This is a genomic window from Shewanella sp. 0m-8, assembly GCF_052977265.1.
On sequence record NZ_JBRIMB010000037.1, the window covers coordinates 25,240 to 45,642 of the forward strand.

At 41.6% G+C, this 20,403-nt stretch carries 17 protein-coding genes and 1 pseudogene; 10 read left to right on the forward strand and 8 right to left on the reverse strand.

All coding sequences use genetic code 11. The features are described from left to right. Positions 1-15: 15 nt before the first annotated feature. The 6 genes from ACVBIO_RS15810 to ACVBIO_RS15835 form a co-directional block, all read right to left on the reverse strand. Positions 16-729, reverse strand: coding sequence for a tetratricopeptide repeat protein (locus tag ACVBIO_RS15810; RefSeq protein ID WP_447172959.1), 714 nt, complete (start codon positions 727-729; stop codon positions 16-18). A 72-nt stretch (positions 730-801) separates the two neighbouring features. After that, a complete protein-coding gene (locus ACVBIO_RS15815; RefSeq protein WP_447172960.1) occupies positions 802-1,587 on the reverse strand; it encodes an FKBP-type peptidyl-prolyl cis-trans isomerase in 786 nt (261 codons plus the stop codon). Positions 1,588-1,647: 60 nt separating this feature from the next. Continuing rightward, positions 1,648-2,076, reverse strand: coding sequence for a rhodanese-like domain-containing protein (locus ACVBIO_RS15820; protein WP_447160861.1), 429 nt, complete (start codon positions 2,074-2,076; stop codon positions 1,648-1,650). Positions 2,077-2,148: 72 nt separating this feature from the next. Then, positions 2,149-4,179: a multiheme c-type cytochrome gene (locus tag ACVBIO_RS15825; protein WP_447160860.1), complete on the reverse strand. Its 2,031-nt coding sequence runs from the start codon at positions 4,177-4,179 to the stop codon at positions 2,149-2,151. 718 nt (positions 4,180-4,897) lie between these two features. Further along, the gene (locus ACVBIO_RS15830) at positions 4,898-7,720 is read right to left on the reverse strand and encodes a hypothetical protein (RefSeq protein WP_447172961.1); all 2,823 of its coding nucleotides are present in this window, start codon (positions 7,718-7,720) and stop codon (positions 4,898-4,900) included. 204 nt (positions 7,721-7,924) lie between these two features. Next, on the reverse strand, positions 7,925-8,068 hold the full coding sequence (locus ACVBIO_RS15835; protein WP_447172962.1) for a hypothetical protein: 144 nt from the start codon (positions 8,066-8,068) through the stop codon (positions 7,925-7,927). Positions 8,069-8,556: 488 nt separating this feature from the next. On the opposite strand from ACVBIO_RS15835, the gene ACVBIO_RS15840 reads away from it, so the two are divergent. The 5 genes from ACVBIO_RS15840 (at position 8,557) to ACVBIO_RS15860 (ending at position 15,681) form a co-directional block, all read left to right on the forward strand. Further along, entirely contained in the window at positions 8,557-9,801 is a 1,245-nt protein-coding gene (locus tag ACVBIO_RS15840) for an efflux RND transporter periplasmic adaptor subunit (RefSeq protein ID WP_447172963.1), read from the forward strand. A gap of 13 nt (positions 9,802-9,814) precedes the next feature. Then, positions 9,815-10,528 (forward strand): ABC transporter ATP-binding protein, encoded by a 714-nt coding sequence (locus ACVBIO_RS15845; RefSeq protein WP_447172964.1) that lies wholly within the window; start codon positions 9,815-9,817, stop codon positions 10,526-10,528. Positions 10,529-10,584: 56 nt separating this feature from the next. Beyond that, positions 10,585-12,954 (forward strand): ABC transporter permease, encoded by a 2,370-nt coding sequence (locus ACVBIO_RS15850; protein ID WP_447172965.1) that lies wholly within the window; start codon positions 10,585-10,587, stop codon positions 12,952-12,954. A gap of 55 nt (positions 12,955-13,009) precedes the next feature. Beyond that, positions 13,010-14,386: a sigma-54-dependent transcriptional regulator gene (locus ACVBIO_RS15855; RefSeq protein ID WP_447172966.1), complete on the forward strand. Its 1,377-nt coding sequence runs from the start codon at positions 13,010-13,012 to the stop codon at positions 14,384-14,386. Between the two features lie 215 nt (positions 14,387-14,601). After that, entirely contained in the window at positions 14,602-15,681 is a 1,080-nt protein-coding gene (locus ACVBIO_RS15860; protein ID WP_447172967.1) for a sensor histidine kinase, read from the forward strand. A 142-nt stretch (positions 15,682-15,823) separates the two neighbouring features. Here ACVBIO_RS15860 and ACVBIO_RS15865 read toward each other — a convergent pair. After that, a pseudogene (locus ACVBIO_RS15865) lies at positions 15,824-16,093 on the reverse strand (ISAs1 family transposase); the annotation flags it as partial. A gap of 104 nt (positions 16,094-16,197) precedes the next feature. Here ACVBIO_RS15865 and ACVBIO_RS15870 point away from each other — a divergent pair. Next, positions 16,198-17,181 (forward strand): IS30 family transposase, encoded by a 984-nt coding sequence (locus ACVBIO_RS15870; RefSeq protein WP_447168792.1) that lies wholly within the window; start codon positions 16,198-16,200, stop codon positions 17,179-17,181. A gap of 176 nt (positions 17,182-17,357) precedes the next feature. On the opposite strand, the gene ACVBIO_RS15875 is transcribed toward ACVBIO_RS15870, so the two are convergent. After that, entirely contained in the window at positions 17,358-18,335 is a 978-nt protein-coding gene (locus tag ACVBIO_RS15875; protein ID WP_447163884.1) for a transposase, read from the reverse strand. 343 nt (positions 18,336-18,678) lie between these two features. Here ACVBIO_RS15875 and ACVBIO_RS15880 point away from each other — a divergent pair, with 343 nt between their 5' ends. From ACVBIO_RS15880 to ACVBIO_RS15895, 4 genes are all read left to right on the forward strand, one after another. Next, a complete protein-coding gene (locus tag ACVBIO_RS15880; RefSeq protein ID WP_447163883.1) occupies positions 18,679-19,038 on the forward strand; it encodes a hypothetical protein in 360 nt (119 codons plus the stop codon). Positions 19,039-19,090: 52 nt separating this feature from the next. Continuing rightward, positions 19,091-19,555, forward strand: coding sequence for a hypothetical protein (locus ACVBIO_RS15885; protein ID WP_447163882.1), 465 nt, complete (start codon positions 19,091-19,093; stop codon positions 19,553-19,555). A 253-nt stretch (positions 19,556-19,808) separates the two neighbouring features. Continuing rightward, a complete protein-coding gene (locus ACVBIO_RS15890; protein WP_447169227.1) occupies positions 19,809-20,108 on the forward strand; it encodes a transposase in 300 nt (99 codons plus the stop codon). Next, a partial coding sequence (locus ACVBIO_RS15895) for an IS3 family transposase (protein ID WP_447172968.1) occupies positions 20,045-20,403 on the forward strand: 359 nt, incomplete at its 3' end. The genes ACVBIO_RS15890 and ACVBIO_RS15895, both read left to right, overlap by 64 nt.

Genomic DNA, 20,403 nt, shown 5'->3' on the forward strand with positions numbered 1-20,403 from the left:
AGGTTTTACGTGACTTTACTCAGATGCAGCCACTGAACGATTAGCTATTTTTTGCTCTGCTCTTAAAATTGCATTATTAATTGAGGCTCGGTTAACGTTTTGCTTATCGCTTTTAAGTAGAGTCAGCCATTGCTCGATGGCTTTGTCGTACTGACCATTAAGGTAAGCGTGGGTCGCAAGTAACAGGCGAGATTGAGGCTCATATTCGTCGAGCACTAAGGCTCTGGCGATAACCAAATCAATGTCTAGACTCATTTCACGGTTATCGCGGTAATACATGGCATTGGCTTTCATCCCTAAAATACCTGCATCATCACCCGTGAGTTTCAGTAGCTCATCGAAAGTTTGCACCGACTCGCTATACAGGCCGCCATCAACGTAGGATTGAGCCAGATTTAATAATGCAATTTCATTACTAGGTTGCTCATTGACTTTTTTTGCATTTTTATTGATTTCTGCGGTGATCAGGTAATCAATATTTTCGTCTACCACTCCTTTATTCCAATCATTGAAATGGCCTAATTGTGAGTACATAAGTAAGGTCACACTGACAAGTACAACAACCATCCCAGTCGCAACCTTAAAATCCCCCTCTTTATTGCTGCTATCATCATTAAAAGAGTTAGCTATCGGCGTAACACCTTGCTTTTGACAAGAGTGATGATGACGCCAAATTAAAGTGATAACTGCACATAAAGTGACAGTAATGCCGATAGCTAAACTATTCATAGTGACTCTCTACAAACCAAACTAACTAAAACAATAAACTTAAAACCTTGGCAATAACGCCATCAACTAAAACTAGTGACCGCCGCCCATCATGCCACCCATGCCCATACCACTGAGCCCCATGCCGTGTGCGTTATCACCAGGTGCTTCAACTTTCACCAGCTCGACTTCAAACACCAATGTCGATTGCGGTGGGATAATGCCAACTTGCTTGTCGCCATAGGCTAGTGCTGCAGGAATAGCAAACTTATACGTCGACCCTTCATTCATTAACGGGATCCCTTCTTGCCAGCCGTCAATCACGCTCATTAGTGCAAAGCGATTTGGCTCGTTACGCTTGTGAGAGTCATCAAACTCAGTGCCATCGATTAAGAAACCTTTGTAGTGCACTGTGACGACATCTTGTGGGTTTGGCTTACGGCCTTCTCCCTCACTAATGACTTCATATTGCAGACCTGAAGCCGTCTCTGTTACGCCATTTTTGTTTTTATTGTCAGCCAGGTATTCATTGCCTGCTGTCACGTTAGCGAGTGCAAGCTTTGCTTCAGCGGCTTCACGTGCGGTATTGAGCGTCTCTGCGCGCTGATTTAGGAAAGTCAGGATTTCTTCATCTGAAAACTGTGGGTTATTTTTCAGCGCATCAACAACGCCTTCAATGACGAGGTCGACATCCACTTCAGCACCCAGCTCTGTTTGGCTGTAAATTTGGCCAGAGATATATTTACCTAAAGAAGCACCGATACTGTAAGACTCTTTTTCAACATCAGATGTCAGCTCAGTATTAGCCATTGAATTTGCAGACATAAACAGGGTCAAACCTGTCACAACAGCTAGGGTAGTTTTTGTGAATTTTTTCATAATAATCATCTCTTTAAATAAACTAGTTGCGTTTAACTTCTGTTACCCAACATCCTGCTGTTATGGCTTTTCTGTGACTCTATTTGAAAGTCGCCATCCATAAATTCCATCTGGCATCTGTAAAACATTGCTGTAGCCCATCTTCATCGCCTCATGTGCCGCTATCTCGCTGGCATTACATAGGCGGTTAGCGCAATAAAACACCATCACTGCATCTTTCTTAGCTGGCAGTAATTTTTTCCAATCTTTAACGTTGAAGTAAATAGCACCTGGAATGAACCCTTCAGCCCAAAGTTCAAGCGTATTCACATCGAAAAAGTAAACACCTTCCTTACCGATTAAGGTCTCAGCTTCCATCATGCTGATGGTGTTGAGCTGGTGTTCGTAACGATGAGCAGGTGCCATCGCAGAACCACCACCAGCGAAACAGCTAGCTGAACTTGCAATTAACGTGAGGCTTACCAGAATTTGACCCAGTGCTTTTTTCATAATCTTTCTCTTTATTGCCTCGGCAATTATTACGCTGCAATGCATGCCGAGGCGGTTAACGAGTTAGGCGGCTTATTTAGCTGCGTAACCTGTTCCATCTAAGATGTTTTGCGCTTGTGTAACATAAGTAAGTGCAGCATCTAGACGCTTCTGGCTATAACGGAAGCCATGCACCCCCCAAGAACCGTCTTTCTTGATTAGATCAACAGTCTCTGCAGCCTTCTCAGCTAGCATTAGCACTTGAGTCTTGTCTTCAGTAGACAACTTAGTGACTTCTAATAGCTGGTCGATGCGTACAAGAGCTTGCTCAACTTTCGCGAACACTTCTTTAACAGGTGTTTGCATCTTCATTACTTCACCGTAGATCTCTAACTGGTCTTCGTAATGTAAGCCTGTTTCAAGCTCAGACTGGAACTGGCTGTGACAACCCTTGTTCTCTACCACGTCGTGGTCAGAGATAGAGGTACGAGCACAAGACCACATTAAGTCTAGGTATGAGCGGCCTTCTTCGTTCTTAGCAACAGTCCAACCTTTACCCGCTTTAGGACCTTGAGTACGTGGCTCACCTTCAGGTGGGTTTAGCGTCTTCATCGTTGGGTCGACTTGAATCTTCCACATATGAGACTTACGTACTGCGTCGAAACCAGCTTGGTCAGGGAACTGCAGTGCCTTGAAGTTTTCACAGCTACCCATGTTAGGCATGTGACAGCTTTGACATGTTTGCTTATTGTGTGTATCTGAGTTTTCAGCAATCAAAGTCTGCGCTTCGTGACAGTCTTTACAGTCTTTCTTCAGCTTTGGTGTAGTGAAACCAGACTGCCAAGAACCATCAGTCACTTCGTGCGGATCGTGACAAGTCGTACAGCGCATGCCCTTCTCGTAGTGCTCAGAGTTATACATCTGAGAACCTTCAGTACCACATGATGGACAGAGTGACTTCATCTTCACACCGAAAGCGTACTCACGCTTTTCTTGTGCTTGAGGCGTGTCAGCAAGAGTAGGGTCATACTGGAAACGCTGGTGACAACGTTCACAGTTAGACTGCATACCGCCAGTACCACCATCTAAGTGACCACCCGCGCCATGACACTCTTCACAAGCGATACCACGAGAAATCGTGTGCTCTTGAAGCTTCTTAGGATCGCCTAATGCATCGAAGAACTCTTGCTTGTTTTGGAAGTCAAACTTAAACGTATGGCACACTTCACAGTAAGAACTTGCTGGTTGGAACAACATCTCTTTTTCGTACTTAGCACCGTATGAGCTCATACCTTGCTGGTGCGAACCTGAACCACCAAAACCTTCAAGGGTTGTTGGGAACTCAGGAATAACATCGTTAATTTTCTTTGACATTTCAGGCGTTAACCATTCAGCCCAACCACGAGAGAACTGGTTAGCACCCGCTACCATTTTACCGGTACCGTCACGTAATAAACCGTCTCTGATGTGGTAAGTACCACGTACAAGCCACGCATCGATGAAACCGTATTTGGTACGAGGTGTACCAACAGTTGCATAGATCATGTCAGGGGTAATACCGTCTGGTAAGATTGAGGTATCTTTAGTGTTGTACATGGTTTTTTCAATATCGTTATCCACTTCTGGGTGTTCACCAGGGAAACGAATTGTTTTAGCATGACGCGAACGCTGCCACTTCTCATATTGAGTCGCATGACATTCAGCACACTTTTCAGGGCCAACGAAGTTGTTTGGATAATCTAGAATTGATTTAGCACCTAGACGGTATTGAACTGCGCGAGGCGCGCCAACACGTTCACTATAATCTGGGCTCTTACCTGTATCTAAATACTCTTCACCACGGTCACTAATATGGTAATCACCAATTAAATTACCGGCTTGCTGATATTTGAATACTGGGTGGTTTTCGAATAGATAATCAAATAACTCTTCTTCTTGAACAATATAGTCTTGCAGCGTTTTTACGCCGTTGACTTGTTGCATACCGTTGTATTCAGCTATTGCCCCTTTAGCGGTTTTACCCATTTGGGGAATACTGTCATATTTTCCAGCAGCGTTCGCATTGGCAATGGCACCAAAACAAAACAGCATGCTTAATGCTACCTTGTGTTTCCACCGTCTCATCATTCACTCCTACTTATCATTATTTTATTTTTTATCACTGTTTTTGCATGCTTTTATAAGCACACTTTTTTAAAAACTAACCGTTCACCGATTGAGCTAAACAACTGAGCGATGTCTATTTTCCATATAAAAAACAGTAAAAACCTGAGCTACAGCACACTAAAAAAAGCATTAGAAGCGATTAGATGTGAAAACAACATTTACGTTAAAAAACAGAAAGATAAATACAGCCAGAGAGATGTTTTTAGATATAAAAATGCACGTTAAACGTTTCTTAAAGCGCAAAAAAGTTACAAAGCAGCAATTAAAAACCAAGCAGCGATTAATAAGGACGTCTCGCAAGCTTAGGCGGTATAAGGCCTAGCGCAGTTATAATCATAAAGGGAGTAGGTTGATGTTGGTGTATTGCAGCAAAATGATAAACGGATCTCCCTCTAGCGCCCAAGTCCAGGGTAAAGGGCTTTAAAACGTGTTTTAAGGGACTATTTTTAAGGGGCTATTTTTAAGGGGCTATTTTTAAGAATTGGAATCTAGACTAATTGGCTTAGATACGACGTGTAAAACCGTTATGAGCAATGAGTAATGAGTAATGAGCTTCTACTTTGAAAAATGTTTTCTATTTTGAGCTTGTACTTTGAGCTTGCACTTTAAACTTGCACTTTTACTTTGCAAAAAGGAGTAAGGGTGGCAGCAACACAGCCACCCAGTTCTATTGCTGTTAAGTTCGGTTACCAAACAGCTTATTAGCCAACTGCTTCACAGCGCTGGAGCAATCTTGCAAAAAACCTTCTGTGGTGGCCTGTGGCAATGTTCCAGCCCCTTGCAGCATCGCAAGTAATTGTCCCCGCTCATTAGCCGTCAACCAATTCTGCATATCCGGCAAGCGGTTTTCTGCCGCTAATCTGCATACAAACGCCTGTTGCTCATAGCCTTCATGCACGGCGAAATACACCAAAGATGCCTCTGGTACGCCGGCGTTATCAAGCCAGTTGAGTGCCCAGCTTTGTTTGGCGATATCGAGCGCATCGCCCATCTCACTGTCTCGGTGACGCTCATTGCCAACTTCACAATGGCTCCAGCGCTCTGCCATTTGCAGCTCACCACGTTGAATAAGACAGGCAACATAGGCGCTCTCTACTGAACTCCTTCCTAGCCAATGTAAGCCACGCTTACCTAGTTGCGCTAAAAACAGCGCTAGGCGCTGCGCCATTTCGCTTGGTAGCATCCAGATAAAATCAGCCGGCCCGAGTTTACTGCGGTGCATTGGGTATGGGTTCCAGCCCTGCAGTTTTGGCATTTTTAACGCCTCTGGGCTCAACGTCTCTAATCCCTCACCGCTGGCAAGATAGGCCATCAGTTTGTCATACAGAGTTTGCGCACTCGCGTCATCGAAATCCTCTTTTAAGGTATTGAGCAAGGCGGTCTCAAACATGGGGACTATCGGCAGCGGCATATCTGGGTTGATAGCATTAATATGCTGTAAAAACTCCAGCACTTGATCTTCACGGCAGTACTCAAGCTGCTGCAATAAGGCCTCGAATTGCAGCCACTGCTGACGCCCTATCATAGAGGTATCAGCTGGTTCTAACTCTGCATATTGCGCTACCTTGCTAGCATAACGCAGGGCAAAGCGGGGATCGGCAGGACGATAGTCAGCGACTTGTTGATCTACCATTAAAGTAAAGGCTTCAAGCATGGCATCTGTTACACCGTGTTGCTGCAATAAATCGAATAAACCGGCCTCGGCATCTTGAGCATCAATCGCCGCGTAAAGCGAATAATCGGCCTTAAACTTCACAATGCGATTTATCACTCGCTGGGGCGCTAGCGACAGCCAGAGTTGCCAATGCCTTTTAGCTAACAGTACAACCTGACTAGAGGGATCGAGCTGACTCGTTTCAGCCTGATTTTGCTTACTTGCGCTTTGTAAAAACAAGGTGGTTAACATGCAGCGCTGACCCGCATCATGGGTAAACAGGGTCCAATAAGCCGCTTGTTTAGCGCTGATTTCAGGCCCTGACTTACCCCCATCTTTTGCCATACCTGCGCGCACAATCTCGATCATTTCTGCGTCAATACTCTCTGTATTGTCAGCTTGAGAGTCAGCTCCAGAAACTGCTTCAAACTCAGCACAGCAAAGCCACTGATGCAGTGCCTCGCGAGCCTCTTCTGGTACTTCGCAATACTTAAGGACAAAGTCAGTGAGTAGCTTACTTAAGTGCTGCTCAAGCCATTGCTCAATTGCTGTACGCTCGGCAAGACTGGGGTTATTAAGCAACCGTAGCGCAAGATAAGTACTACTCCCCAGATGCAACGGCATATAAGGTAAGGCTTCAATGATTTCTTGGCCGTCACGATAGCCAAGCTCATCACTGAGACGTTCAAGTCGATTTTGGCTGATTAAATCTGTTCTTGGGTTCAAGCAGGTAAAGAATCTACGCCCAGTTGCTTCATCCCACTCGATTGCTTCAACTTCTGGCTCTGCTGCAGTATCAATCTCTTGCTCAGCCTCAGCGGGCTGCATCCAAGCTTGATAAACGTTATCAACGCCATTGCGCTGCGCTTCGGCTATAGCAAAAAAATCCGATTCGCTGCGGGTTTCTGTAAGGCTTGCCGCTAAGGCGATAATCTCATCTTCAACCTTAGCGCCACAAATAAGCTGTTGTTTAACCTTGTCTTGCCATTCCTCTTTTGAGAATTCAGCCTCGTCTTCAAGCTGCCAGCGATCGCATCCCACAGGCCAAGCGCCCATGCTGTCGTAATACTCAAACAGCATCTGCGTCAGTGAGTTCGTTGCGTCCGCAAGCGCTAAAATAGGACTGGTTTGCAGTCGCGCTAAAAGCTCGTTTTTAAAATAGCGATAATCGTCAGGATTGGATTGCAGGTGCGACAATAAGTCTGGTTGCACCGCATCCGCTTCTTCAGACGACGTCTCTGCATAAAAATAACGGCGTACCTCAGCACTATCGCACCAGACATAAGCCTTGATCAGGTCTTGCGTCCAGCCATGCTTAGCAACTAAACCAGCAAGTAAGTACAGCGGCGCCGCCATGGTTTGCGTATCCCAGTAAGGTACCAGGAAACGAGCGAGCATCGGGCTATAACTAACCTCGGTTGCAATCAGCATATACAAGGCTTCGATACCGAATGCGTGGTAATCATCTATCCAAAGATCGTTAGAATCATTGCGGCTACGAGAAAACTCAACCAAAGCTGTAACCGTTTCAGCCACCGCAGGCATTAACTCAGGGAAGTTCAGTGCTGCGCCAAACAAAACTGGCTCGGAGATATAACTCAGCTTCTCGTCAAAGCGGCAAGTATTAATGGCCCGCTCAACCAAAGCACGGTTATCGCCAGCATCGTCCAAGCTCAGAGTACTGCCATCAGACTTAACAAATTGCACATTGAGCAACAGGTTCATGGTTAAGCGAAACGCCGAACCGTCTGCTAGACGCTGACGATACTCGGCTAATGCATTGGTAATACTCTCGGGAGAATTAGGATCGACAACGATAGCAACATACTTATCAAACTGGGCCATACAACATCCTTGGCGATTGAATAGAACTATAAAACAAATAGATAGATGGAGAGAAGAGTACTCCGTAGCACAGGGGAATGCGAATCAAAGTGATGGGATATGGGGAGGTGTCACAGATCAGGTTTCGCCTTGACGTTAGGCTAGGTCTAACGAACTTTGTTTTAAGCAATCAAGCTGCGCTTGATAAAGGTCGTGAGGCTACACCTAACAGTGCGACATATCGGCCGAAGAAAGCCGTGCCGCTTCGTCCCACATTGGTAATGCATCAGGCTGCGCCTGACCAAAGTCGTGAGCTTCCAGCTCACACTCGGCCAAGAGGGGATCAACAGCAATCCCCTTTTGGATCACCCCTGCCGCCCCGACGAAGTTGTTGATCCTCATTCATTTTCGAAAATAGCTATCGCCTCATATTCGCCATCTGATAGGCAGGAAGCCTGAATGTCTTGAAGTGCATGGATGCACGAGAAAGACCATGGCTCACCTAAGGCTACCTCGGCAACTTCGATGGGGAATTAGGTGTTTTCTGTAAGTTCTGTGTGCTGAATTAGCCCTGAATAACGATCTTACTCACCCCTACATATCTACGGGACATAACAACCTCCTACTTCAGCAATAGCAATAGCTAAGTAGGAGGCAACAAAACATGCCATTAACGATGGGTGTCCATGGTTCGGTCCAAGCTAGCGATTAATCAATCCCATTTTCGAAAACCACTTTTGTGTTATTGAGAAAGAGTAGATTAATGAATTCAAAAAAACGTTATAAAACAGAATTATAGATTTTGGCACAAAGCTTGAGTAGTCATATATAAAGAAACATTTTATGAGTGACTCACCATGGATCAACTACGAACTAAAAAATCAAAAGGTCAGCATCGTAATCTAGTGATTGGGATGTTAACTGCTACTGTTATTGGTATTGGAGTAACAACCGCTTATTGGAATGCACCAGATGAGAAAATAAGAAGTGAATTAACCTTAGTAAAAGTTAAAAAGGGAAATTTACCACAACTGATTAATGGTTTTGGCAAACTTAAATCTGCTGATCAGCGATTTATAACAGCACAAGATAGAGGTGTTGTTGAGAATATTCATCTTATGCCTGGCGCTGAAGTTACTGCAGAAAGTGTCATATTAACCTTATCCAATCCAGATTTGACTCAAGCTCTCTCATCCTCTCAGATTAACCTTCAATCACAGCAAGCCAACCTAAGAAAACTCAAATTGCAGCAAGCAAGGGAATGGCTAGATGAAACACAATCTCTTGATGAATTGACGCTAGATCATCAGGTGTTAGTAAAGACATTTTCAGCCAAAGAAAAGCTTGCCGCTGCTGGGATTGTTTCACAATTAGAGTTTCTTAAAAGCCAAGCTGAACTAAAAAAGGTGACCGCTAAACTTAGAGGCCAGAAGAAAAGATTACAGCAAATACAAAACCTTCATGAAGAAGCGATGAATATTGAAAAAGAAACGATCAAGCAAAAACAGCTTTTAGTTGAACTAGCACAAAAGAAAATAAATGCGTTGTCCGTAAAGGCAGGTATTAAAGGGACACTGCAAGAGTTACCCGTCAAGCTCGGACAAAGCGTGCTTCAAGGCCAGCAATTGGTCCAACTTGGTGGTAAAAATAAGTTAATCGCTTTAGTTAAAGTCCCCCAAGGCATTGCAGACAGTGTTCAACAGGGGATGTTGGCTAAAGTGAATACCCGTGGAGGTATTGCCGATGCCGTTGTTAGCCGTATTAACCCGACAGTTGATCAAGGAAATATCGAAATTGAATTGCAACTGATGGGCAAGCTCCCATCTAACGCCAAACCAGAATTGAACATAGAGGCCAGTATTGAACTGGCTCAATTAAAAGACGTTTTGTATTTGCCGCTTACATCTCGCTTACAAGCTAACAAACAATATCGGCTTTATCTTTTACAACCTAATGGTACCCAAGCTACACTGTCTACGCTTCATTTTGGTCAAATAAGTAACCAATACATAGAGCTAAAACATGGTGCGAGCTTAGGACAAACCATCATTCTTGATGATTTAGACAATGACTCATCTGAAATAATAATAAAATCGATCTAAGTAAGGAAACACTATGACGAATATAACACCATGTATTGAATTGATTAATTTAAGTAAAGTTTTTTACACAGACACACTGGAAAGCCATGCGCTTCGAGATGTGAATTTAACGATACATCAAGGTGAGTTTATCTCTATTTCAGGGCCTTCAGGTTGCGGTAAGTCATCATTACTTTCTATTCTGGGTTTATTAGATCAAGCCTCAACGGGTCAATACAAACTCGATGGGAACCTCGTCACTGATCTTAATTTAACGGAACAAGCTCACGTTAGAAATGAAAAAATAGGCTTTGTATTCCAAGCATTTAATCTTATTGATCAGCTTAATGTTTTTGACAACATCGCTTTACCGTTGCGATACAAAAAACAGGCTATGGCTAAAAGTGAGATAAAAGAAAGAGTCGATTGGGCATTATCATTAGTCGATATGGGACATAGGGCAAGCCATAAACCTAATCAACTTTCAGGTGGACAGCAACAGCGCATTGCGATTGCACGCGCATTGGTCAATAAACCAACCATTTTATTAGTTGATGAGCCAACGGGTAACTTAGATTCGCAAAATAGTGATGCGGTAATGAACTTATTGGCTGAGTTAAACCAGCAAGGTACCAGTATTTGCATGGTGACTCATGATCCAAGATACGCAGAGTTTGCTAATAAAAAATACTACTTGATGGACGGTCAGCTTGAGAAAGCGAACCTATCGATGCAGGAGGCAAGCTGATGGCAAGTCTAGCCTTGAACCGTATCATTTATGAGTGCAAGCAAGCTTTCGCTGGGTTGAGCGCTGCTAAAGGTTTCAGTTTTACCTTTATTTTTACAATAGCGATTACTTTGGGAGGTTTGATTGCTGCGTTTAGTTTGCATCAAACCATAGTATTAAAACCACTACCTTATCCAGAATCCAATCAATTATTCCATATACAGCAATCAATTATAAAGGGAGACAAAGTTAATTCAGGAGCTCAAATCGAAGGGGCGCAACTTGCGATTCATGAACACAGTAAACTTAATGCTGTACCTATTTTTCAAGACAAACGAAGGTTATTAAACCACCCGCAAGAGCCAAGTATTATTACGCTTTATACTACAGGGCAGTATTTTAACTTTTTAGCACCTAAGTTTGCATTGGGACATGGCCTAGATAGAAACGACACATTCACCGAAGCCAAAGCTGAAGCCGTAATCAGCTATAAAACATGGCAAGAATTGTTCTCACAGCGTAATGATATACTTGGGCAATCGGTGAAGATAGAAGATCAATTTTATCGTATCGTTGGCGTATTGGCCGCAGAGCAAACAAAAACACCTAAGCCTTTTGCCGTATTTGGTGACACTCAAGTAATAATACCCTTTGCTTTTTCTGGGCTAAATAAAACAGAGTGGGGAAATGCCAGTCGCTCATTCAGTTCGTTATTGAAATTAAATCCGAGTCAGTCAGTAGACGATGTTGAAACTGAACTTAGTCAAATTATTAGTCGATTTATGGAGAACTCAGAAGCTAAAGGAGTCTATGGCGATATTCAATTTAAAGCCCTCCTAACACCGCTAGCAAAAGCGGTTAAAGGTGATCAAGATAAGGTTACTTGGATGATTCTAGCTGGCGCAGGTATGTTGCTGCTTATTGCTTTTGCCAATATTAGTAATTTGTATCTTTCACATACTGAGGCAAATAAATACTCTTTAGCCGTGCATGCATGTTTGGGAGCATCACCAAACAATTTGTTCATTAAGTTATTAGTAGAAAGTAGTGTACTGATTAGCATTGCATTGATTTTTTCATTGCTGACAGCCGCATGGTTATTTCGGTTGATCCAAACCTTTGCAGCAGATAGTTTCGCTCGATTGGATGAACTTGCGTTAGACTCGATAACGCTTTTGTTTAGTTTTGTCGTTAGTCTCGTTTTAGCCATGCTATTAGCTTTCATAAGCAGTAGGAAAATCGATTATCTAAGCTTAAAGGAACATATATCTAGTAGTGGTAAGGGGATATCTCAACAGGCAAACCAAAGAACCAGACAGATACTTACTGGTTCACAAGTGACCTTTGCCAGTTTAATACTGCTAGCTAGCTCAATGATTTTAGGCCAAGCACTGACGACGATAAATAAACCACTAGGGTTCAACAGTGACAATATCATCAGCGTGCAAATGTATACGCCTAAAGGTGTCACTGAAGATGAGCAGATTTCACTGTTGAGCTTAGCAAAGCAGCACTTTCTGGAACTTGATTCTGTCACTATGGTGTCAAAAAATACGATGCCTCCAATTCGAAAAGGTGATTTTGGACTGCGACTGGCCGATGAAAATAGCCAAAACCAGATAACCGTTGGATTTAACAGTGTTGATGAAAATTACTTTTCTATATTGGAACAAGACATTTTGTTTGGTCGGAATTTTTCAAAGGCTGAAATCGAAGATGCTAGTAACGTAGCCTTGATTAGCGAAGCTTTAGCAAAAGAACGTTTTGGTGACAGTAATGCAATAGGGAAACGCATTTTCACTATGGCTGGCGACGCCTATGAGGTTGTAGGTGTGGCAGCCGATCATTTTAACGCGCATACACACGCAAGTTATCTCGCTAAGCAAGTGTATTTTCCAATAGGAACATTTCGCTTAAATTTGTTACTTAAATTTAAAGATGGTTCAAACATCACACAACAACAGGCCATTGCAGAGCTTAAACAAATCGATCCAAGATTAGTTATGGGCGATTTCATAGTGATAAGTGAACGGGCGAAACAGCAAGTAGCCCAACACCGCATTGCAGCTTACTTTACATTAGGAATGAGTTTGTTGGCATTAATTATTGCCGCGACCGGCATTTATGGTGTGATGAATTACTCAGGGCAATTGCGTAAGTTTGAATTAGGTGTTCGTATGGCGATTGGAGCAACACCGAGGAACTTAACAATAATGATGTTAACCCAAGGGCTAGCTCCAGTGTTGTTTGGTTTTGTGTTGAGCATTGCAATAGCCTTAGTTGGATATCTAGTTTTGGGTAAAAAGTTGGCTGAATTTTCGTCGCCTAATTGGGATAGCCTTATGGTTGCAAGTGCGGTTTTATTGCTTGTCGCACTCATATCAGCTTATAAGCCACTGCACTCACTACTTAAAAACAATCCAGTTGAAGCACTAAGAAACCAATAAAGGATCTGACCGCTCAGTAAAATGTTTATTGAGCGGTCTTAATATAAGAATAATAATGAAAACAAGCGTAAATATAGCAGTCGTTGAAGATAAGCCTGATGTACGACTTAGCCTTAAGTTCTTACTTAAACAACATGATTATCAAGTGACTGAATTTGACTCACCAGTCAGCTTTCTTGATTGGATAAAAAACAATCACTGCGATATGGTCATGTTAGATATGAACTTTTCTTTGGATACTACGTCGGGAGAAGAAGGGCTTTACTGCTTAAAGAAAGTGCTTCAATTAAAACCAGAACTTCCAGTGGTTGCGATGACAGCTTGGGCAAATACAGAATTAATAGTCAATGCATTAAAACTAGGCGCGACCGATTTTATTGAAAAGCCTTGGAAAAACCAGCGGATTTTACAAACGGTTAAACAAGCTTTAGTCGTTAAAAGCTTGGTGCGAGATAACAAGAAGCTTTCACAACAGCTGAAAGATAAGAACGTTTTACCAGAATTAGTTTGTCACTCGCCGAGCATGCATAAAGTAAAGCAGCAGTTAGATCGAGTGGCTAAGACGCAAGCCAATATTTTGCTACTTGGTGAAAACGGCACAGGCAAAAGCACTTTAGCGAATTATGTTCATTTGCAGAGTAGCTATAAGTCGAAATCATTAGTCAGTGTCAATATGGGTTCTATTCCTAGCAACCTATTTGAAAGTGAAATGTTTGGTCACAAAAAAGGGGCATTTACAGGAGCTTATCAAGACAGAATTGGTAAGTTCGAATTGGCGCAAAGCAACAGTTTATTTCTAGATGAAGTAGGTACATTACCACTTGAGCAACAGGTGAAGTTGCTAAGAGTATTAGAGTCAGGTGAATTTGAAGCCGTAGGTTCAAACATAACCCAGCGCGCTCAGTTAAGATTAATCAGTGCCAGTAACATGCAGGTAAGCCGTGCTATTTCAGATGGGCTGTTCAGGCAGGATTTATATTACCGGATCAATACCGTAGAAATTGAAGTGCCAAGTTTAAGGCAGCGCAGAGAAGATATTCCTGAACTCGCTGTGAATTGTTTAGAAAAGCTATCAATAGAGTATCAACGACCTAATATCTATTTATCGCAGAGTGCAATTAATGCTTTGGTTAATTACTCGTTCCCGGGGAATTTAAGAGAGCTTAATCATCTATTAGAGCGTGCGGTTTTATTTGCCGAGACAGACGAAATTTCACCCAAAGATTTGGATTTTCCTGTGAGTGGAACGGTGTTGGAAGAACAATGCACCTCTATTATGAGCCTCGATGAAACAGAAAAAAGTGTACTCATAAAAGCCTTAACTCAATGCCAAGGCAACACCAATGAAGCTGCAAAATTACTTGAAGTCAGTCGTAGTGCTTTATATCGAAGGTTGGATAAGTTCGACATTTCGATGAAGGACTATCAATAATGCTAGGTCGACACTCTAGCCTAGAACATAAATTGATAACGGGCTTAGTTATTGTTGTAGGAACACTCAGTTTTTTTTTACTGTTTATTTTAATATTGCTTGATGTATCAAGTTTGATGCAGGTGACTATATTCTCATTTGTCCTACCGTGTTTTTTAATAGCTGGAGCCTCTATTTATAAGCAATTTACTAGGCCTTATATACAGTTATTAGGGATGCTCGATAGCATAAAGTATCAAGAACATAGCCATAATGCTTTTGTAACTGAAAAAGAAGGAATTGTCGCTCAGTTAATGGAAGAAATGAGTCATTTGAATACGCAACTGCGGCAAGATAAATATAAAGTCGATAAAAACAGATTATTAGTGTATCAATTGGTCGAATTGCTTGAATCTCCGGTATTATTAATTAATGAAAAAGGCCAGTTGATTAACGGTAATTCGGCACTCAGTAACTATTTACAGCGTGATTGGCACAGCTTAAGGTTGAGCCATATTTCTTTATTAGGCTTTATGCATGATGATGAAAAATGGAAGCTCAGTGAGTCAAATAATCAAATTAAGCTATTAAGTAGCCACTTTGATGACGGAAGTCAGCGATACCAGTTGATCATGCTGAACGACATTAGTCAGCAAATCACCAAAACGCAGCAGGAATCTTGGCAACAGCAAATTCGTATCTTGAGCCATGAAATCCGCAATTCATTAACGCCTATTCAATCAATCTCAGAAACTCTGTCCAGTATTAATCAAGATACCGAGCAAAAACTCATGTTAGATTTGATTTCCAGTCGCAGTCAAAACTTAAATACATTGGTTTCTCGATATAGCGAATTAACCCGTATACCAACACCTCAAATTCAACGGCACTCTTTGAAAGCCTTGATTGGAAAACTACTACCATTATTTAGTGATATCGAGTTTCACTGTCACTTCGATGTTAAGTACGCACAGTTCGATGAGGTTTTGATGGAGCAAGTCGTTATTAACATTCTGACTAATGCCCAGCAAGCTTGCGTAACTAATCCGATAATGAAGATAGCTGCTGTCAGGCGTTCAAATGAACTTTGTATGACTTTCGAAGATAACGGCCATGGTTTAGTTAACGAAAAAGACGTATTTGTTCCTTTTTATACAACTAAGCCAGACGGACAAGGGATCGGGTTAAGTTTATGCCTGCAAATAATTAATTTACACCAAGGTGGAATAAGTTTGTGTAACCGTACTCAAGAATCTGGAGCAAAAGTTACGATTACCTTACCTATATTGGAACAATATGATGTTGAATTAGATTGAATCATTCCATTTGCATAGATAGTCATTTCTATTAGATTCAATATTAACTTTCCATTAGAAATACGGCTCTTCTCCGCTTACATGAGCTTGATATTTGGGTAAAAGGTTGAATGGGTATCAGGCCAAGGTGCCGCATGAGTGACTAGTTTTTAATCGCACCGTTAAAACCAGCGCTCAAAACAGCCTCCAGCATTGATGTATTCATCATGCACCGCTTTTGTTTTCCGACGATACTGAGTTTAGTTGACTCTTCTCGAAGCATATTTAGACTCATATGCCGTAAGCACGCTAGGTTTTCTGCACCATGATCCTTGTATATCTGACACGCATCTTCATTCATACTTACATCAAGCACCCAATGCATCGATTCAATGCCCCAATGCTCTCTAACCGCACTAGCGGCTTGCTCTGCTAGCTTTAAGCAAAGCCACCCATTAATAATCAACAATATAACCGTTGCCACGTTCAACCTAGAAGTGCACCACCTATACTTTTTTAAAAGATTAGGAGGGGATTATGGGACAGCAATATAACCACTTAACAGAGTGGGAACGTAAAAGGTTATTTGAGTGGTATCACTACCAAAAGAAGTCCATGCGCGAAATAGGAAGGCTATTAGATCGCTCACACTCAACAATTAGTCGTGAGATTGACCGTAATATGTCAACTCATTATGTACCCACTTACTACCCTAATCCTGCTCATAGAGCCTATAAGTCAAGGATGAGAAGGAGAGTCACGCGAGAGCGGTTAAAGTGTAGTGAAACGAGGAATTACGTCGTAAATAAACTACGCATAGGTTGGACTCCAGAGCTAATCTCTGGACGGCTGAAGCTTAAATCTGAGGCTCCATATGCCTGCCACGAGTCAATTTATCAGTTTATTTACCATCAGGCCCCAGAACTAATTAGCCACCTACCCAGGAAGCATAAGAGGCGTCGTAAAAAATATCCAGCACGAAAGTATGTTAGAAAAGCAACTTTAAAAACCAGCATCTTAGAGAGACCTATTGAAGTTGATAATAGAACTGAAGTCGGACATTGGGAAAGCGATTCAGTGGAGTCAAAGGGACGTAAATTGGCATTGAACGTTTTAGTTGAAAGGGTTTCCAGGTTAGCTCACATCACCAAGCTGAGTTCAAAAAAAGCAATCGTAACGAAAAATGCAATTATCAAAAAACTCTCAGAACACCCACCTGGACTGGTTAATTCAATAACTTACGACAATGGAGTCGAGAATGCACATCATCTAGTTGTGAATGAGTATCTAGACTGTAAATCTTACTTCTGCCAGCCATACCATAGCTGGGAAAAAGGTGCGGTAGAGCAGATTAACGGACTAATACGTCGATATTTACCTAAGGGAACTGACTTTGAAACGATCACTGAAAATCAAATTTTGAAAATTGAAAATGCACTAAACTCAAGGCCAAGAAAGTGTCTTAATTACAAGACACCTTTTGAAACCTATACTGAAATGAGTGGTGCACTTCTACTTTGAATAAGGGGTTCCCTTTCTCAAACTATAAACATGAGGTGTAGCATTATTTGATGGCAGGCAAATAATTTAGTGATTAACTGGATAAAACTGAGGGATTTAGAGTAAATAAGCTAAAAAACGAGCGTAAAAATCCAACCGAACTAGAACGGTATAACGAGTAATTTGTTTAGAAATTCTTAGCCGACTTGTAGATGGTGACAGCTATTAGCGAAGTGCCGTCGTCGCTTATCTAAATGTTCGCAATAATGAGTTAGCTCCTGCAACGAGCCAACGGGGCCATGAAACAGCTTGCCAAACTCGGTGGTGACTTTTATCCAGTTATCGCTTGGAATATTGAGTCTATTCAATATCTTTTCTGCACTATGAGAAATGGCTCCTCGCTTGTCATCACGAATGATTCGGCCTGTTTCATCTACAAGTGTTAGATAATCTTGAAGAGAGAAGTTGATACCTTTGGTTTGGTGTTGTCTCTCGTTACCGATAAACGGCAGTAACTTAGCAGACTGCTTACCTTTTAGAGCCGCATTAACTCTTAATTGTAAGCTGGTGTAGTCCGACTTTTCAGGTGTTTTGACCATCTTAGCTCTAATAGGATTAAGCTCTACATAAGCCATACAGGCGAGCACTGCAGCTTCATCCAGTAATGCTTGGCTCTTGAATCGCCCCTCCCAGAAATGACCTGTACAGTTGTCTTCATAATTAGCTTGCCTTGCAATTGGTTCATTAAGGCACCTCATAAACCAGCTGATATCACAGAGGCGTGAGCGGTATGTCGCTATCAGGTGCTTGAGTGTAGCAACCATACATTCTTCTATCACATCACCTTTAGCAAACTTCTGAGTTAAATCAGTACCATTAAACAGTTTGTGCCACTGTTCAACTACTTCTCTATCTGACCAACGATTAACGGATTCTAAGTCGATATAAAGCACTACATGCAGATGGTTACTCATCACAGCATAGGCTGCTACATCAATTGCAAATACTTCTGTTAACTTGAGTATTTGTTCCTCTACCCAACCACGCCGATGATCATAGTTTTTGCCTGTGTACTTATCATCACCACATAAGAAAGCCCGTCGAACCACCCGACTGCAGCAATGATAATAAGGCGTGTCTTCAAGACTAATTAGCGTACTTCTAGCGCGGGGCATAACAACCTCCTACTTCAGCAATAACTAAAGCTTAGTAAGAGGCAACAAAACATGCCATTAACGACGGGTGTCTATGATGGGGCTTTGTTAAATAGAGGGTTCCAAACTAATTAACGTACTTCTGGCACGGGGCATAACCACCTCCTACTTCAGCAATAACTAAAGCTTAGTAAGAGGCCTACAAACATGCCATTAACGATGGTGTCTATGATGGGGCTCTACGCAAGAGTAACCTATCTCATATAAAACCTTTCTTTTTTTAAAAATACTTATTGACCATACCACCAAAAGAAACCTATTATATACACAAGGTTAACTACAGTCATAAAATAAGAGACATTAAATGAATAACTTAGAGATTCACTATACACCCTCACCAGCTCTTACTCAGCTAGCAAAAACTTTTGAGGCTGAACTTCTTTGGGACTTTTTATGTTCCCCAGAAAATCAAATACGAATGGAAACAGCAACGTTTTTGCGAAAGCCTGCACTTGAGCCTTTATCACCTTATTTACGAGAAAAATTTGAATTTTTTCGTGTTGAATCGGCTGAAAAAGCAACTTTTGACAGATTCAAACAGTTAGCAGGTAGTATGACTAAACAGGTAATGAAAGAGTTGGGATATGAGCTTGAAAAAAACTCTGTGACTGTATTGAATGGGGGCGTTTTTAAAACTGCTTCACGATATAAGTCTATTAAATAAAACATTTACGCTAATAATATAAATGATTTTTTTGTCAAAAAAGGACAAATTCATGAGTGGTATCATTTGGACATTAGAAACACTAAAAACAATTGAACAACTAGACTACCTATGGAAAGTGATAGAAAACTCAAGTGAAGACGAATTGAACGCTGTGTATTTCGGAACAAAAGGAGAAGGATATGCTCCCAATTACCTAATTAAATATGTAAATGGGACAAAAAAAGCCTTTAAAGGACTTAGTCACAAAGAGGATTCTATTGATGAGTATAACTCCAACAATCTTTCCGAAGAGGCATTTTCTTTATCCGACTTAAAGCTAGTATTTGATCAACAAAGTAAATCCTCCTATTCAGCAGTTAAATTAATGAGTGAGTACTGGAAAGAGAACAAAAATCTATTTTTACTTACAAAACCTGTTTCTGAATATAGAGATAAAATTATAGCTCTATCAACGTCAGGAGTACCAATTGATAAAGCCTTTAAGTTAATCATAAGTACTCATACTACTGAATGATATAGATAATCAATTAAGCAACTCTTGAATATAAAAAGTATTCTTCTCAAACCTTTGACTACACCAACAGAAAACACCATTTCCCCATCGAAGTTGCCGAAGTGCGTTGATGAAATAGTCGTGATGCCCACATGGATGTGGGCGTAGCTTTCGCGGGGCAGGATGCCCCATCGGAAGCGTTAGTATTGTGGTTTAATAAACTTGTACACCGATATGAGGTAAACTGCCCTTAATATAGAACGGTGTAAACGTAATGAAGACTCAACCAACTTATTCAACAGAATTTAAAATAGATGCAGCTAACCTTGTAATTAATCAAGGCTATACCATTCGCGAAGCTTGTCAGGCTACCGGTGTTGGCCCAACAGCGATGAGACGTTGGGTTATTCAACTAAAGCAAGAATTTGAAGGTATTACTCCATCTGCGAATGCAATCACTCCAGAACAAAGGCGCATTCAAGAGCTTGAAGCTCAAATTAAGAAGATTGAATGGGAGAAAGACATCTTAAAAAAGGCTACCGCTCTCTTAATGCAAGACAGCATCAAACGATAGCATTAATTGAATCGTTATCGAGAGAGCAAAACAGTGTTAAACCACTTTGTGACTTATTTGAAATCCCGAGAAGCAGCTATCATTACCACCTAAAACACCGTGAATTAATAAAACCAGAGCGTGAATTATTGCTCAAAAAAGCGATTGATATACATAGTGATAGTCGCGGCTCTGCGGGAGCTAGAACGATAGCTGGTCAGCTTAATCAACTAGGTGAAAATGTTGGCCGTTATAAGGCCGCAAGTTTAATGAGAGATGCAGGGCTTATCAGTAGCCAGCCCAGAAAACATCGTTA

Bases quoted from the DNA above. Each gene is read 5' to 3' on its own strand.
- ACVBIO_RS15825 (WP_447160860.1), bottom strand. From the start codon at position 4,179: ATGAGACGGTGGAAACACAAGGTAGCATTAAGCATGCTGTTTTGTTTT.
- ACVBIO_RS15890 (WP_447169227.1), top strand. From the start codon at position 19,809: ATGAAGACTCAACCAACTTATTCAACAGAATTTAAAATAGATGCAGCT.
- ACVBIO_RS15830 (WP_447172961.1), bottom strand. From the start codon at position 7,720: ATGGCCCAGTTTGATAAGTATGTTGCTATCGTTGTCGATCCTAATTCT.
- ACVBIO_RS15885 (WP_447163882.1), top strand. From the start codon at position 19,091: ATGAGTGGTATCATTTGGACATTAGAAACACTAAAAACAATTGAACAA.
- ACVBIO_RS15815 (WP_447172960.1), bottom strand. From the start codon at position 1,587: ATGAAAAAATTCACAAAAACTACCCTAGCTGTTGTGACAGGTTTGACC.
- ACVBIO_RS15820 (WP_447160861.1), bottom strand. From the start codon at position 2,076: ATGAAAAAAGCACTGGGTCAAATTCTGGTAAGCCTCACGTTAATTGCA.
- ACVBIO_RS15810 (WP_447172959.1), bottom strand. From the start codon at position 729: ATGAATAGTTTAGCTATCGGCATTACTGTCACTTTATGTGCAGTTATC.
- ACVBIO_RS15840 (WP_447172963.1), top strand. From the start codon at position 8,557: ATGGATCAACTACGAACTAAAAAATCAAAAGGTCAGCATCGTAATCTA.
- ACVBIO_RS15875 (WP_447163884.1), bottom strand. From the start codon at position 18,335: ATGCCCCGCGCTAGAAGTACGCTAATTAGTCTTGAAGACACGCCTTAT.
- ACVBIO_RS15845 (WP_447172964.1), top strand. From the start codon at position 9,815: ATGACGAATATAACACCATGTATTGAATTGATTAATTTAAGTAAAGTT.
- ACVBIO_RS15860 (WP_447172967.1), top strand. From the start codon at position 14,602: ATGCTCGATAGCATAAAGTATCAAGAACATAGCCATAATGCTTTTGTA.
- ACVBIO_RS15870 (WP_447168792.1), top strand. From the start codon at position 16,198: ATGGGACAGCAATATAACCACTTAACAGAGTGGGAACGTAAAAGGTTA.
- ACVBIO_RS15880 (WP_447163883.1), top strand. From the start codon at position 18,679: ATGAATAACTTAGAGATTCACTATACACCCTCACCAGCTCTTACTCAG.
- ACVBIO_RS15855 (WP_447172966.1), top strand. From the start codon at position 13,010: ATGAAAACAAGCGTAAATATAGCAGTCGTTGAAGATAAGCCTGATGTA.